At 69.5% G+C, this 14,103-nt stretch carries 15 protein-coding genes; 6 read left to right on the top strand and 9 right to left on the bottom strand.

The window, feature by feature from the left end:
• Positions 1 to 19 precede the first annotated feature (19 nt).
• The 3 genes from AB0L53_RS37150 to AB0L53_RS37140 all read right to left on the bottom strand — a co-directional run bounded on the left by AB0L53_RS37150 (position 20) and on the right by AB0L53_RS37140 (position 3,636).
• On the bottom strand, positions 20 to 766 hold the full coding sequence (locus AB0L53_RS37150; protein ID WP_364004378.1) for an SDR family oxidoreductase: 747 nt from the start codon (positions 764 to 766) through the stop codon (positions 20 to 22).
• 137 nt (positions 767 to 903) lie between these two features.
• Positions 904 to 2,106, bottom strand: a complete 1,203-nt coding sequence (locus AB0L53_RS37145) for a hypothetical protein (RefSeq protein ID WP_357946699.1) — start codon at positions 2,104 to 2,106, stop codon at positions 904 to 906.
• A gap of 234 nt (positions 2,107 to 2,340) precedes the next feature.
• The gene (locus tag AB0L53_RS37140; protein ID WP_357946702.1) at positions 2,341 to 3,636 is read right to left on the bottom strand and encodes a DUF2252 domain-containing protein; all 1,296 of its coding nucleotides are present in this window, start codon (positions 3,634 to 3,636) and stop codon (positions 2,341 to 2,343) included.
• Positions 3,637 to 3,704: 68 nt separating this feature from the next.
• On the opposite strand from AB0L53_RS37140, the gene AB0L53_RS37135 reads away from it, so the two are divergent.
• Positions 3,705 to 4,064, top strand: a complete 360-nt coding sequence (locus tag AB0L53_RS37135) for a hypothetical protein (RefSeq protein ID WP_364004374.1) — start codon at positions 3,705 to 3,707, stop codon at positions 4,062 to 4,064.
• A 2-nt stretch (positions 4,065 to 4,066) separates the two neighbouring features.
• Here AB0L53_RS37135 and AB0L53_RS37130 read toward each other — a convergent pair whose 3' ends face one another.
• From AB0L53_RS37130 to AB0L53_RS37110, 5 genes are read right to left on the bottom strand one after another with little or no spacing between them, the layout of a single operon-like run.
• Positions 4,067 to 5,038, bottom strand: coding sequence for a hypothetical protein (locus AB0L53_RS37130; RefSeq protein WP_364004371.1), 972 nt, complete (start codon positions 5,036 to 5,038; stop codon positions 4,067 to 4,069).
• A complete protein-coding gene (locus AB0L53_RS37125) occupies positions 5,035 to 5,397 on the bottom strand; it encodes a PadR family transcriptional regulator (protein WP_364004368.1) in 363 nt (120 codons plus the stop codon). The genes AB0L53_RS37130 and AB0L53_RS37125 overlap by 4 nt, the downstream gene beginning before the upstream one ends.
• Positions 5,398 to 5,429: 32 nt before the next feature.
• Complete coding sequence (locus tag AB0L53_RS37120) at positions 5,430 to 6,203, bottom strand: SDR family oxidoreductase (RefSeq protein WP_225299357.1); 774 nt, start codon at positions 6,201 to 6,203, stop codon at positions 5,430 to 5,432.
• 23 nt (positions 6,204 to 6,226) lie between these two features.
• Entirely contained in the window at positions 6,227 to 7,342 is a 1,116-nt protein-coding gene (locus AB0L53_RS37115; protein ID WP_364004364.1) for an acyl-CoA dehydrogenase family protein, read from the bottom strand.
• An 11-nt stretch (positions 7,343 to 7,353) separates the two neighbouring features.
• Positions 7,354 to 7,875 carry a flavin reductase family protein gene (locus AB0L53_RS37110; protein WP_364004724.1) on the bottom strand — a complete coding sequence of 174 codons (522 nt, stop codon included), beginning with the start codon at positions 7,873 to 7,875 and terminating at the stop codon, positions 7,354 to 7,356.
• Between the two features lie 233 nt (positions 7,876 to 8,108).
• Between AB0L53_RS37110 and AB0L53_RS37105 the strand changes: the two genes are divergently transcribed.
• The 5 genes from AB0L53_RS37105 (at position 8,109) to AB0L53_RS37085 (ending at position 12,886) form a co-directional block, all read left to right on the top strand.
• Positions 8,109 to 9,278: an acetyl-CoA acetyltransferase gene (locus AB0L53_RS37105; protein ID WP_364004361.1), complete on the top strand. Its 1,170-nt coding sequence runs from the start codon at positions 8,109 to 8,111 to the stop codon at positions 9,276 to 9,278.
• Positions 9,279 to 9,311: 33 nt separating this feature from the next.
• Positions 9,312 to 9,746, top strand: coding sequence for an OB-fold domain-containing protein (locus AB0L53_RS37100; protein ID WP_364004359.1), 435 nt, complete (start codon positions 9,312 to 9,314; stop codon positions 9,744 to 9,746).
• Positions 9,747 to 10,521: 775 nt separating this feature from the next.
• Positions 10,522 to 11,271, top strand: coding sequence for a GntR family transcriptional regulator (locus tag AB0L53_RS37095; protein WP_358442764.1), 750 nt, complete (start codon positions 10,522 to 10,524; stop codon positions 11,269 to 11,271).
• 199 nt (positions 11,272 to 11,470) lie between these two features.
• A complete protein-coding gene (locus AB0L53_RS37090; protein WP_364004355.1) occupies positions 11,471 to 12,073 on the top strand; it encodes a GNAT family N-acetyltransferase in 603 nt (200 codons plus the stop codon).
• Between the two features lie 132 nt (positions 12,074 to 12,205).
• Complete coding sequence (locus AB0L53_RS37085; RefSeq protein WP_364004352.1) at positions 12,206 to 12,886, top strand: copper homeostasis protein CutC; 681 nt, start codon at positions 12,206 to 12,208, stop codon at positions 12,884 to 12,886.
• A 52-nt stretch (positions 12,887 to 12,938) separates the two neighbouring features.
• Here AB0L53_RS37085 and AB0L53_RS37080 read toward each other — a convergent pair whose 3' ends face one another.
• Positions 12,939 to 14,102, bottom strand: a complete 1,164-nt coding sequence (locus tag AB0L53_RS37080) for an aldolase (RefSeq protein ID WP_364004349.1) — start codon at positions 14,100 to 14,102, stop codon at positions 12,939 to 12,941.
• Position 14,103 lies beyond the last annotated feature (1 nt).

Raw genomic sequence — 14,103 nt, 5'->3', positions numbered from 1 at the left:
CGCCCGACAGGATCGGGGATCAGCAGGAGATGCCGCCGTCGACCGGAATGACCGTGCCAGTGAGGTAGGCCCCGGCACGTGAGGACAGGTAGATCGCCGCCCCGGCCATGTCGTCGGGGTGGCCGATCCGGCCCATCGGCACGCTCGCCGCGATGCTCTCCCGAATGGCCGGATCATCCAGGGCGAACGCCATCATCTTCGAGTCGAACGGCCCCGGTGCGATGGCGTTCACGGTGATGTGCTCAGGCGCCAGCTGCCTGGCCAGGTGCCGGGTCAGCATGTGCACACCGGACTTCGACGCGGAGTAGGCGAAGTTCTCCACGGACGGCACCCGGATCCCGTCGATGGACCCGATGTTGATCACCCGTGCCGGATCCTCCGCGCTGGCCGCCGCCCGCAGTTGCGGCAGGAAGCGCTGGGTCAGGAAGAAGACCCCTTTGACGTTGATGTTCCAGAGCTTGTCGAAGGCATGCTCCGGATAGTCCTCCAGCGGCGCGCCCCACGCCGCGCCCGCGTTGTTCACCAGCACGTCCAGCGGCCCGTCCACCGCTTCCACCAACGCGCCCACCCCCTCGGGTGTGGACAGATCGGCCGACACGGCCACGCAGCCCAGCTCCTTGGCGGTCTGCTCCACTTCGGCGACCTTGCGGGCGGAGATGTACACGGTCGCCCCGGCCTCGACGAACCCGGTCGCGATCATGCGTCCGATACCACGGGAGCCGCCAGTGACGACGACGGTCTTGCCTTCCACCGAGAACAGCGTCATGTTCCGGAAGCATGCCATACCGACTGGTCGGTAGCCAGCTGGCCGGCCTTGCTAGCCCGCCCGAAGGCGCGGGCCGACTGGCCTCGCAAGCCGCGGGCCGACTGGCTTCCCAGCCAGCCCCCGAAGGCGCGGCGTGCTCAGCCGGAGTCCTTCACCCACATCCCCAGCAGGCCGCGGAAGTGCTCCACGAAGCGGTCCCTCTCGTGCGCGGGATACGTGGCCGTCACCGTGTCGACCAGCAGCCGGTCGAAGTCCGGCCCGGCCACCCAGTCCAGGACGATCTCGTCGAGGTGGCGCAGCCGACTGTCGCAGAAGTCCTGGTAACGGTCGGTCTCGAAGTAGGCGTCGGCCAGCTGCCGATAGGCCGCCAGCCGCTCCTCGTACGACCCGGTGACCGCGAAGTACTCCCGCGTGTCCAGATCGAGCCGCGGCCGCCGCCCGGTGCCCACACAGAACACGCTCCACCGGACCAGCGCCTTGATCGCCCAGGGGAAGTAGTAGTGCAGGCTCGTCAGCGCCACGTCCGGGCAGGCGTTGGCGTAGTCGATCGGGTGCACATCCGCACCCTTGACCAGGGTTTCGCAGGAGTTGAACTCCCACCGGAAAAACGCGTTCACCAGCCGCCCGATCGTGACCACCTCGTCGCCCACGCTCGGGGCGAGGAACTCGTGGTCCACGACGTACCGGGCGTGCATCGGCTCCTCGGGCCGGAACCGCATCACCATCGTCTCCGCCCCGATCGACAGCGAACGGGCGAACGCGTCGTAGCCCTCGACCGCCTTCTGCAGATGCATGAGCATCTCGCCGCTCTGGTCGTAGGCCCGATGGAGCTCGTCGGGGTCCCGTACCAACGACACCCCGCGCCACGCGCCGCCGTCGTACGGCTTCATGAAGAGCGGATACCCGATCCCCTCCGCGACCGCGTCAAGGTCGAACGGCTGGTTGTAGCGGGAGGCCGTGTAGGCGTACTTGGTGTTGTCGGGCGGGTTCTTGTACGGCACGAGCACGGTCTTCGGGACCTTCAGCCCGAGGCGCATCATGGCGCAGTAGGCGGCGTGCTTCTCCATCGACTGGAAGGTGAACGGGCTGTTCAGCAGATAGACGTCGTCCATCATGGCGACCTTCTTGAGCCACTCGCGCGGGTGGTAGTACCAGTACGCCAGCCGGTCGATCACCAGATCGTGCCGAGGCCGGTCGCGCAGGTCGAACGGCTCGATCGTGATGCGCTCCACGTCGAACTCGCCGACCCCCTTGACCGGCCCCAACCGCCTCAGCACCGTCTCGAACGCCGACGGCCAGTCCTCTTCCGTCCCCAGCAGCAACCCCACCAGACGCCTCACGATGCTCCCTCCATGTCCCTGTTCACGTGCCTGCCCACGTCTCAGCCCACGTCTCTGCTCGAACCACGTCCGAACAACCGGGCCACGCGCTCAGGACCGTGCCGGGAGAGTCGGCGGCCAGACCCGCGGGGCGAGACGGCCAACCCGCACGGGCGAGGCGCCCACACCCGCACAGGGCGAGGTGGCCACACCCGCACCAAAACGAGGTGGCCACACCCGAACGGGCCGGGGCGGTCACACCCCCGGAAGGCGGCCGTTGCGGAAGAGGTCGACGAACCGTTGGTGGTCTTCCCGGGCCTGTGCCCCATAACGGTGCGCAAAATCCACCAACATCCCGATAAATCCGGGCCTGTCGCCGTTGACCACGGCCATGATGGACTCCTCCGTCGAGAAGTTCACCAGGTCGTGGCTGGACTCGTCGTCCGCCACCGAGTGCATGCGCGCCACCGCCCGCCCCAGATCCCGCATGATCGACCGCAGTTCCGCCGGCTCATTGACGTCGTCCCAGTCCAGGTCGGCGGAGTAGGGCGAGACCTCCGCCACCAACTGCCCCACGCCGTTCAGCGTCGTGTAGCCCAGCCACGGATCGGCGTACGCCTGCAGCGCCCGCTGCGACTCCGCGGTCCGATGGCCCTGGTGGCGGAAGTAACGGGCGACCTTCTCGTCGGGGACGTGCCGGGCCACCGCCGGCACCTGCGCCTGCTTCATGTAGAGGATGACGTCGTTCTCCAGCGCCTGCGACCGCCCCTCCAGCAGCAGGTTGTACGACGGCAGCCCCGCCGACCCGATCCCCACGCCCTTGCGCAGCGCCACGTCCTTGATCACGTGCTCGACCGGGTTCGACTGCGTGGGCAGCGTCGTCAGGTAGTCCGCGAAGGCGGCCGTCACGGAGTCACGGGTCGCCGCGTCGACGGGCTCGCGCCCGTCCATGATCGCGAACCGCCGGTCGTAGTCGTCGATCAGGGTCTCGACGTCCAGCATCGCCACGCGCGTGCTCAGCCTGGCCGTCTGGAGCACCCGGTGCAGCACGCCGGTGGTGGTGTCGAGGGTGAGTGACCCGATGGCGTCGTCCCCGCCGCGCGCGATGCCGCCCAGCTCGGCCAGGTACGCGCCGGCGAAGTCGCTCACGAGCCCGCTGATCGCCTCGTCCGACAGGGCCTTGGCGTACCCGATCAGCGCCACGCTGGCGGCGAACCGCTTGAGGTCCCAGACGTACGGTCCCACGTACGCCTCGTCGAAGTCGTTGACGTTGAAGACCAGCACGCCCGAGGCGTTCATGTAGGTGCCGAAGTTCTCGGCGTGCAGGTCGCCGTGGATCCACACCCGGCTGGTCGGTTCGTCAAGGTATGAGGAGTCCGCGAACCCTTCGGTGAGGTCCGCGTAGAACAGGCAGGCGCTGCCTCGGTAGAACGCAAAAGGGGAGGCCGCCATTTTCCGAAATTTCCGCCTGAATGCCGCGGGGTCTCGCTTGATCGACTCGCCGAACTCCGTCATGAGGACATCTAGCAGGTGGGAAGCGCGTGTGCCCATGTCTCGGACCTTAAGTCGTCCCAGCTCGCGCGCCTACCCTGGTCTTTCCCTGTCAGGGTGGCCGGCCGATGATCGATAGGGTGCGCCGGTGGGAGACCGTCGATCCGGAGCCCGTGTTCGCGCGGCGCATCCCCGCCATGCGCGTGGGCGGGGCACTCGTCGCGGAGCTGATCGAGAGGAAGCAGGCGGAGGGCTGGGCGCTGACGGTACGCCAAGAACTCCGCCCCGACGAGTTCTACCATGTCCGGGCACTGCTGGAGTGGCTAGGCCCGCGCTCGGTCAACGCGCGGGCCGCCGGGATCGAGTTCTTCATCGGCTACATCCGCTTCAGCACCAGCGTTCAGATCACCCCGCTCATTCTGCTGAACGGACGCATCGGCCTGCCGGAGGACATCGAATCGCACACCCCCCACTGGGAGGAGACCTGACGCTAGACCGCGGCCCGCCCCTGTCGTACGGACGGCAAACCGCGGAAGCCCGCGACCGCGAGGACCGTCACCATGACGACCAGCGCCACGCACTGGCCCACGCTGGACACCCACAGCGCTGAAGCTCCCAAGCTCAGGTAGCTGTTGTCCACCACCGACAGTCGCGACGGCAGCAGCAATGCCCCGAGGATCGCCAGCGCGAGCGGCACGTACGCGGGCAGGTCGCGCGCGAGGCAGACGATCCCGGCCACCACGAGCACCGCCGTGGCCAGACCCATCACGTCCACCCACGGCCACAACACCGGCACCTTCCCCAACGGCGTCAGCAGAGCAAGGACGACGGCCCGCAACAGCAGCCCGGCGGCCAGCGGCAGGACCGTCAGCCGCCATGCTCGCCGCACCGGCGCGACGCCGTCGTGGAAGCCGATGAGCAGGGCCGCCAGCGGGACCACGACGTTCAGTGCCGGTGGCACCGCGTCCAGAGGCACGAACTGGCTGGCCAAGTTCTGCCAGACGGCGAGCTCGGCCAGGGCCGCCGCGCCGGCCGCGAGCGCCACCGGCTTGGCCGTTCGGACGTGACCACGCATCAGCAGGACGAACGCCGTCACCCAGAGGGCCGCCGCGAGTTCACCGAGTGGTCGCGTCATGGAGTCGGGCGTCATGAAGATGAGGGAGACGAGGGTGAAGATGCCGGCCGCCGCGTGGAAGGCGAGCCCCAGTGTCGCCACCAGCCTGACGGCCGCGCCCCAGGCGACGAACCGGGGCATCGCGCCCGCTCCGCCGACCCGTACGCGCATCGAGAGGGCGAGCACGCTGGCGATCTCGCCCCAGCGCGGCCGAGGGTTCTCCTCATCCGGCACGTCGCCGGAGAACTCCATGAACGCGGCCACCATCTCCTCCTCCCGCTCGGCCCGATACGAGCGGGGGAGCAGCCACAGGACGGTGCGGTAGCGCCGTTCGAGCAACTCGTTCACCAGGCACCTCCGGCGAGCGCGGTGGCCGTTCCGGGGAGCAGGCGGGCGGTCCGGTCCCGGAGGCGGGTGGTCGCCGCGCGGGCGTTGGCCGCCAGCCGAGCCGCCTCCTCCTCCAGGGCCCCCGCCCCCGAGTCGGTCAGCCGGTAGTAGCGGCGTAGCCGCCCCTGTGCCACTTCCTCCCGGTCGAGCGCCACCAGGCCCTCTCCGGTAAGCCGGTCCAGCACGCCGTAGAGGGAGCCGATCTTGAGCTGCACCCGCCCCCCGGACAGTCGATCGACCTCTTGGACGATGCCGTAGCCGTGCCGCGGCTCGTCCACCAGCGCGGTGAGCGCCAGGAACATGGGCTCCGTTATATTCACCAGCCCACTATATCCTGTTGCTCAGGATATAGTCACGGGTGTTGAGAAGAGACGGAGACGACCTCGCCCGTCATGTACGAGGAGTAGTCGCTGGCCAGGAAGACGATCACGTTCGCCACCTCCCAGGGCTCCGCCGAACGCCCGAACGCCTCGGCGGCCGCCAGCTCCGCCAGCAGCTCCTCGCTGGTCACCTTCGCCAGGAACGGGTGGACGGCCAGCGAAGGCGCCACCGCGTTCACCCGGACGCCATGCTCGGCGGCCTCCAGGGCGACGCACCTGGTCAGCGCCATCACCCCGGCCTTGGCCGCCGCGTAGTGCGACTGCCCCCGCTGCGCCCGCCAGCCGATCACCGAGGCGTTGTTCACGATCACCCCGGAGCCCTGGGCGATCATCTGCTTCAGGGCGGCCCTGGTGCAGCGCATGGTGCCGTTCAGGGTGACGTCGATGACGGTGTGCCACTGCTCGTCGGTCATCTCGGCCAGTGACGCCGTACCACCGAGCCCGGCGTTGTTGACCACCACGTCCAGCCGCCCGTGTGCCTCCACCACCGCGTCGAACAGCGCCAGCACCTGGGCCTCCGACGTCACGTCGCACGGCACCGCCAGCGGTTTGACGCCGGTGAGCTCGGTCAGCGAGTCGGCGGCGGCGGACAGGCGGCGCTCGTGCCGGTCGGAGACGACGATCGTGGCCCCCTCCTCGGCGCAGCGCTTGGCCGTCGCGTAGCCGATCCCGGCCCCCGCCGCGGCTGTGACCAGCGTGACCTTGCCGTCGAGCAGGCCGTGCGCTCTGGGGTACGGCGGTGCCATAGTGCTCCGATCAGAGAGGTCCGTCAGCGGGGGAGTCCCAGGGTGCGCTCGGCGATGATGTTCCGCTGGATTTCGCTGGAACCGGCATAGATCGTGTCCGCCCGGCTGAAGAGATACAGCCGCTGGAGGTCGTTGAGCTCGCCGTCGCGGGCGACAAGTCCAGACTTGAGCTGTACGGCCTGGGCCAGCTCGCCCAGCCGACGATGCCACTCCGACCAGTACAGTTTGGCGATCGACGTCACCGGCCCCGGATCGGCCCGCAGCGCGTTGAGCCGCATGATCTCCAGCTCCAGCCACGACCGCACCAGCCGGTCACGCAGCACCGGGTCGTCGGCCGCGCCCGTACGCTCGGCGACCTCGATCACCCGGGCCAGCTCCCGCCGGAACCCGATCTGCTGGCCCAGCGTGGAGACGCCGCGCTCGTAGCCGAGCGTGGCCATCGCGACGCGCCACCCGTCGCCGGGCGCGCCGAGCACGTTTTCGGCCGCGGTCCTGGCCCCGTCGAAGAACACCTCGTTGAACTCGGACGTTCCGGTCATCTGCACGATCGGCCGGACCTCGACGCCGGGCTGGTCCATGGGCACGAGCAGGTACGACAGCCCACGGTGGCGCTGGGAGCCCGCTTCCGTACGGCAGAGCACGAAGCACCAGTCGGACACGTGGGCCAGCGACGTCCACACCTTCTGCCCGGTGATGACCCATTCGTCGCCCGCCAGGTGCGCCTTCGTCTGGACGTTGGCCAGATCGGAGCCCGCCTCCGGCTCGGAGTAGCCCTGGCACCACAGCTCGTCGCCCCGCTGGATCGGGGGCAGGAAGCGGGCCTTCTGCGCCTCGGTGCCGAACTCCAGGATCGTCGGCCCGATCAGTCCCTCGCCGATGTGGCCCACACGGGCGGGGGCGTCGGCCAGGGCGTACTCCTCGTGGAAGGCGACCTGGTCGGCGAGCGAAGCGTCGCGTCCGCCGTACTCGACGGGCCAGCCCAGGCAGGTCCAGCCCGCCTTGCCGAGATGGCGCTCCCAGGCCAGCCGTACCTCGTGACCTTCGTGTTCACGCCCGGGGCCGCCCAGGCCGCGGGCGTGCGCGAAGTCTCCGGTGAGGTTCGCGGCCAGCCAGGCGCGCGCCTCCTCACGCAGGCTCAACGCGGACACCGTCACTGGGGCTCAACGAAGCCGCCGTAGCCGCCGCGGAAGAACAGCAGCGGGCCGCCGTCCGCGTGCGTGTCGAGCTGGAGCACCCGGGCCACCACGATCACGTGGTCGCCCGCCATGTGCTCGGCCTCGACCGCGCAGTCGAGCCAGGCCAGGGTTCCTTCGAGCACCGGGTTGCCGCCGGGCGAGCCGGTCCACCGCAGCCCGGCGAACTTGTCGCCGCCCCGGCTCGCGAGCTGGGCGCAGACGTGCTGCTGGTGCTCGGCGAGCACGTTCACGGTGATGACCTTGGCGCCGCGCACCTTGGGCCAGCTCGTGCTCGTGTGCGCCACGCAGAACGCCACCAGCGGCGGGTCCAGCGACACCGAGGTGAAGGAGTTGGCCGCCAGGCCGCATGGCTCGCTGCTGGCCGGGTCGAGGGCGGTGATCGCCACCACGCCGGTGGCGAACCTGCCCAGCACCGACCTGAACCTCCGGCTGTCGAGCTGGCCGTTGCCGCTCGCGTGGGACTGGCCGTTCGGCATCGAGGCTCCGTTGAGAGTCCTGCGCTGGTACGGCACCGGGGGGCCGCCACAGCCGTCCGGCGTGATCAGCCGGGCAGCGTGTGTGCTCATGGTCTCCTCCTCCTCGCCGTCTGCATCGTATCTTACCAAGCGCTTGCTTGGACGGTAGGCGTGCGACGGAAAAGGTGTCAAGCGAAATGCCGCGACATACCCCCCGGTTGACATATGTGGACGGTCCGATCTAGCGTTTCAGGATGGCCAAGCGCTTGCTTGAGTTCCGGGACCGTACGGCTGTGGTGGGCGTCGGGTACACGCCCTTCACCAAGGACTCGGGGGTCAGCACACTCACCTTGGCCTGCCGCGCCATCCTGGCCGCCCTCGACGACGCCGGCCTCGGCCCCGGCGACGTCGAGGGCATAGCGACCCATCGCGTGGGCGACTCGGCGGCCCCGTCCCTGGTGGGGCCCGCGCTCGGTCTGGCAGACCCGACCTGGTACCTCGACCAGTTCGGCGGCGGCAGCGTCTCGCACGCGGTCGTGGCGCAGGCGGCGCTGGCCGTGGCGGCCGGCGTGGCGGAGACCGTCGTCTGCTACCGCGCGATCAACGCCCGGTCGGAGTTCCGCATGGGCGGCACCGGCCGTGGCCTTCCGGTGAGTCCCGAGGTGCAGTATCAAGCGCCCTATGGCTATTTCGCGCCGCCCCAGCAATACGCGATGTACGCCCGCGCCCACATGCAGAAATATGACACGAAGGCGGAGCATTTCGGGCAGTTGGCCGTCACCCAGCGGGCGAACGCCGTCAAGAACCCCCGTGCTCTCATGCGTACGCCCATCACCCTCGACGACTACCTCGACAGCAGGTGGATCGCCGAGCCGTTCCGCCTGCTCGACTGCTGCCTGGAGACCGACGGCGCCTGCGCCCTGGTCATCACGACCGCCGAGCGCGCCCGCTCCCTGCGCCGCCCGCCGGTGCTGATCTCCGGCGCGGCCTGGGGCGGTGGCGACTCGCACCTGTCCGGCGGCCGGGCAGACCCCACCACCACGGCCGCCGCCGCGCTGGCCCCGCGCCTGTACGCCCAGGCCGGAATCGGCCCGTCCGACATCGACGTGGCGCAGCTCTACGACTGCTTCACCTACTCGGTGATCGTCCAGCTGGAGGACTACGGCTTCTGCGCCAAGGGCGAGGGTGGCCCGTACGTCGCCTCGGGCGCCACGGCCCTCGACGGAGCGCTTCCGGTCAACACGCACGGCGGCTTCCTGTCGGAGGGCTACGTCCACGGCGTCAACCACATAGCGGAGGCCGTCTCCCAGCTACGCGGGGACGCGGGTGACCGGCAGGTCGCGGGCGCCGAGGTGGCTCTGTCCACCGCCCAGCCCGGCTACATCCTCCCCGCCACTTCGGCTCTCCTGCTCAGAAGGGGCTGACCACCCATGCGTGACCTCAGAAGGGGCTGATCCATGCCCGACCGGTACGGCAGGCCGCCCCAAAGCGTGCGGCCGACGCCTGATCGCGACTCCAAGGACTGGTGGGCCCGGCTGGCCGGCCACGAGTTCGCGGTCCAGCGCTGCGACACCTGCCACACGGCCCGCTTCCCGCCCAGGGCCTTCTGCCCGGCCTGCCGTACCGAGGACTGGCACTGGGAGGCCGTCGAGCCGGCCGGCACGGTGGAGAGCTGGATCGTCAACCGCCGGCCGTTCATGCCCGGAGCGAGCGAGCCGTACGTCGTGGTGCTGGTCCGGCTCGCCGCCGTGCCCGGCTGCCTGATCCACGGCGGGTGGGACGGCGATCGCGAGCCCGAGTACGGTCAGGCGGTCGAAGGTGTGTACGAGGACATGGGCGATGAGCTGACACTCATCAATTGGCGGCCGACTGAGTGGCACGCATCCCCGTGAAATCCTTCGCGGCGGCACCAAGTCGGGAACGATAGGTACCAATGGGCCTGAAGGCCAATCCCGGTCCGGCCGCCTCATCCCTGCGGCCGGTCACGCCCGCCGGACGCCGGTCCCTTGGGCGGGGCTCGACCGGGGACGGTCTACGGCGCGGGTATGACTTGGCACGAAGAATGGTGGTAAAAGGCGCGAAGTGCCGTAAATCATGAGAAAAAGGAGGAACGCGCGCCCTGGCGGGCGTGGGGGACCCGCCAGGACGCGCTTCCTGCCCCGTGTGCGGCGACGCCAGGACTCCGGCGAGGGATGGAGTCCTAGGTCGATTGTTCGCACACGGAGTTCATGGGGGAGCGACCCTCTTTCGAGGACTCCGGATGTCGGTAGTGGTCTGCGATGCGTTGGGCCGCACCGAGGGGGTCGTCGATGGGATGTGAGACGGTGGCACCCTCCTCATTCCAGATGAAGGAACCGTCTTTGCTCCACACAGTTACCTCGGTCAACACGGATAAAACGGACATGCCACTGCCGTTGCTCTGGTAGGTGTGGCTGAGTCCCTGGCGAGGCAACGCGTAACGCAGTAAACGTGTTGCTTCACAAGGGTCATGCCAGGGCAGGTATGGCGTACCCGCGTGGACCGGTAACACCGGCCCTCACCCCCTCACCGGCCTTTCGATGGATTTGTACCAACGATTGGATGATGCGGCTGTCAATGGCCATCGGTCAAGGGGTTGTGGCCTGTTAGAACCAGATCGTCTAAATTGTTGGAACAAAAGGGGTGAAAGTGGCAAGGTCGGTCCTGTACCAGCTGGTGGCCTCAGAGCTGAGGAGAGCCATCTACTCCGGTGTACTCGGCCCCGGGGCGCAGCTGCCGACCGAGGCGCAGCTCATGGAAGACCATGGGGTGAGCCGCAACACCGTCCGACTCGCCCTAGGGGAGCTGGTCAACGAAGGGTTGGTCACGCGAACCCCACGGCGTGGCACGGTCGTCCGGGACCGCCGGCCGCTGCTGATCTACCCGCAGCGAGAGCTGGAGCCACAACCATCCGGCGAGCTGCGAGAGGCGTTCGCCTTCGCCGTGACGGAGGAAGGTCGTGCCCCCAGCCAGTACATAGAGGTCTTGACCGTCTCACCGGTCGAGGAGATCGCCAGCCGACTCGAGCTGGCCGAAGGCGAACTGGCCGTCGTACGACGGCGTCTGCGGTTCGTCGACGGGCAGCCGTACAACACCAACGATTCCTATTTTCCACGCGACCTGGTGGCCAGCACGGAGATCGCCCGGCCGGGCGACATTCCGCGGGGGGCGAACCGGGTCTTGGAAGAGCTCGGTCACGAGCAGGTGCGGGTGGTGGATGACATCTGGGCGCGGATGCCCAACCAGGAAGAGGTCGAGCGTCTCCAGTTGGAGCTCGGCACACCGGTCGTGGTCTACGTCCGCGTTGGTTACGACAACGGCGACATGCCAGTGCGTGTCGCGGTGTCGGTGCTCCCCGCCGACAAGCACTTGATCAGATACGAGCTCGATCGCCGCTGAGCGAGCTCGGTTGGGGGTGATCCCACCGGCCGCCTAAGACGAGCCTCCCGCCTCGCTGGGCAGAGGGAGTCCTGCGCACTCCCTTCATGCGCGATTTATCGATAGATGTCGCCTCAAACCCCCCCATGCGACCCAGCGCGCGCTCCAATCATTACGTTCTGTGGCTGCATGGACACCCGATGTAATGAAGGGCTGAACCGTGCTTTCCAACACCCTGCTCCACCCGCTCGCTCTCCGCCGGGCCGACGCCTCCGATCTCCCGGGCGTCCTGACCCTGCTCGCCGACACGGCCGAATGGCTGTACTCCCAGGGCGTGCGGCAGTGGCCGCGCGGCGGCTTCGGGCCCGAGCGGATCGAGCCTCTCATCGCCGAGCGGGTGCTCTACCTCGTGGACGACGAGCTCCGGTACCTCGAACTGGATGACGAGGCCCCGCCCGTCGCCACGATCGCTCTCGACGATCACGCCGACCCGGAGTTCTGGCGCCGGTCCGACGACCCTGGCGCCGCCCTGTACGTGCACAAGCTCGCCGTCGCCCGGCCCTGGGCGGGCTTCGGTCTCGGAGACGCCCTGCTGGACTGGGCGGGCTCCGCGGCGCTCGCCTCCGGGCTGCGCAAGCTCCGGCTCGACTGCGCCAAGAACAACCCGCGGCTGCAGGAGTACTACCGGCGCCGCGGCTTCCGGCACGTGCGGACGGTCGATCTGCCGCACCGCTCCTCGGGCGCCCTGTTCGAGCGGCCCGCGGAGGAGGCCGCCACGACGGCCTTCCGCGACCTCACCGTCGCCGAGCTGATCGGCGTCTGACGCCCTGATCGGCCCCGGCCGGTACGGCCGTGCCCCGCTCCCCGGTGGGGCACGGCCCGCACCCCGGTTCCTGCCCAGGTCACCTGGCGCTTTCCGGCACAAAGGGACACAGCACCATATAACCTCTCCAGCATGACCGGATCCCTCCTTGAGGTGATCGCGCTGAACGTGCGCGACGCCGTCGCCGCGGAGCAGGGCGGAGCCGACCGTCTGGAGGTCGTCGCCGACATGGGCGCCGACGGGCTCACCCCCGCTCCGGAGACGGTCGCCGCGATCGCCGCGGAGTGCCCGCTGCCCCAGATGGTGATGCTGCGCTGCGCCGCGAACTTCACCGCCGACCCCGAGGTGCTCGACCGGCTCCGTCTCGACGTCAAGGCGCTGGCCCAGGCGGGCGCCGCGGGGTTCGTGTTCGGCTTCCTCGATGAGGCGGGCGTCGTGGACCTGGCGGCCACCGAGGCGCTGATCCACGCCGTGTCGCCGCTGCCGTGGACCTTCCACCGGGCCGTCGACCACGCGGCGGACGTACAGGCGTCGTGGCGCGCGGTGCGGCTGCTGCCCAACCTGGCCACGGTGCTCACGGCGGGCTCGCCCGCCGGCGTGGGCTACGGGCTGCCGATGCTCAAGAGCCGGGCCGACGCGGGCGACGGCTCGATCATCCTGGCGGGCGGCGGGCTCAAACCGGCCTATGTGCCGTCGCTGCTGGACTACGGCATCCGGGCGTTCCACGTGGGCTCGGCCGTACGGGAGAGCTGGTCACTGCCGGTTGACCAGCGGCGCGTCCGTCAGTGGCGCAGCCTGGTCGACCGCGACTGACCCAAGGGCCACCGAGCGGCCCGTGATTTGACCCCAAGGTCGTCGAGCGGCTTCAGTCCGGGAGGGCCAGCGCCGCGTCGGCGCGGCGGAGTGCGGCTACGAGGGTCTTGATCGTCGCGGGCTCGTCCATGACGCCGCCCCCGGCCGCGCGCCGCTCCTCCCAGGCCCGCACCCGATCCCGGTAGGAGTCGTAGCGCGCCAGGTGGAAGGCATAGACCGTGGCGAACCGGCTCACCAGGTGTGAAGGGTGCATGTCCCAGCCCTGGTAGAAGCCGTGTCCCAGCGAGTGCCTGACGAGCTCGGCGTGCCGCCGCCACAGCGCGTGCACGTCCGCGGCCGACCCTGAGGCGGGAGAGGCGGCCAGCGAGCCGTCGGAGAGCTCGACCCCCGTGCCCGCGAACGCCGTCTGCATCACGTGCCGGGCGTGGTCACAGGCCGGATGGTCGAGCCGCTGCTCGTGCGGCGGCAGCCCGAGAGCGGCCGTGTAGTCGAACACCCCGAAGTGCGCGGCCGCCAGCCGCCCCCCGAACGACTCGGCCAGCTCACCGCGCAGGAACAGCACGGTCTGCGGCGCCTCGACCTGGATCTCGAACCGCAGCCGGACGTCCAGCTCCCGTTCGAGCCGCTCCAGGAAGCCGCAGAACTGGCCCAGATACGACTCCATCAGCACCTTCGGGAAGGTGACCACGAATCCCGGCGGCAACTCGCCCACCCGTTCGACGACCCCGGTGACGAACCCGTCCAGCGTCCGCACCGACCGCCCGGGATCCCCGTCGGCGAACGACTTGACCCGCAGCCCCCACCGGCGCGGCAGTGCTCCGGCCGCGTGCATCACGGCCACGGCCACGACGGCCTGCTCGACGTGGCCGTCCTCGTCGCCGGGCCGCCCGCCGTAGCCGTCCTCGAAATCGATCCGCAGGTCCTCTACCGGCTCGCGGGTGAGCTTGCGCAGCACCCTTTCGTGTACGTCCCGTGCCGGCGCGTCAGGCAGCCCGAAGACGTCGGCCAGCTCAGCCGGGCCGCTCAGATGCTCCTTGACCAGGTCGAGCGCCTGCGCGCCCCACCCCGCGACCGTGCTCGGCGACACCCGGTCGGCCGGGACGTAGACGGTGTGCACGGGCTGCCAACCGGGCTCGGCGGCCGGGTAGCGGGCCCGTTGGACCCGGTGGGCCTCGGCGAACCCTGGCAGGGACTGGTCCGTCACGGTGACACGCATG

The sequence above is a fragment of the Nonomuraea sp. NPDC052129 genome (assembly GCF_040680095.1).
GTDB lineage: Bacteria > Actinomycetota > Actinomycetes > Streptosporangiales > Streptosporangiaceae > Nonomuraea.
The sequence above is the reverse complement of the archived record's forward strand: the minus strand, read 5'-3'. Positions and strand labels throughout refer to the sequence as shown.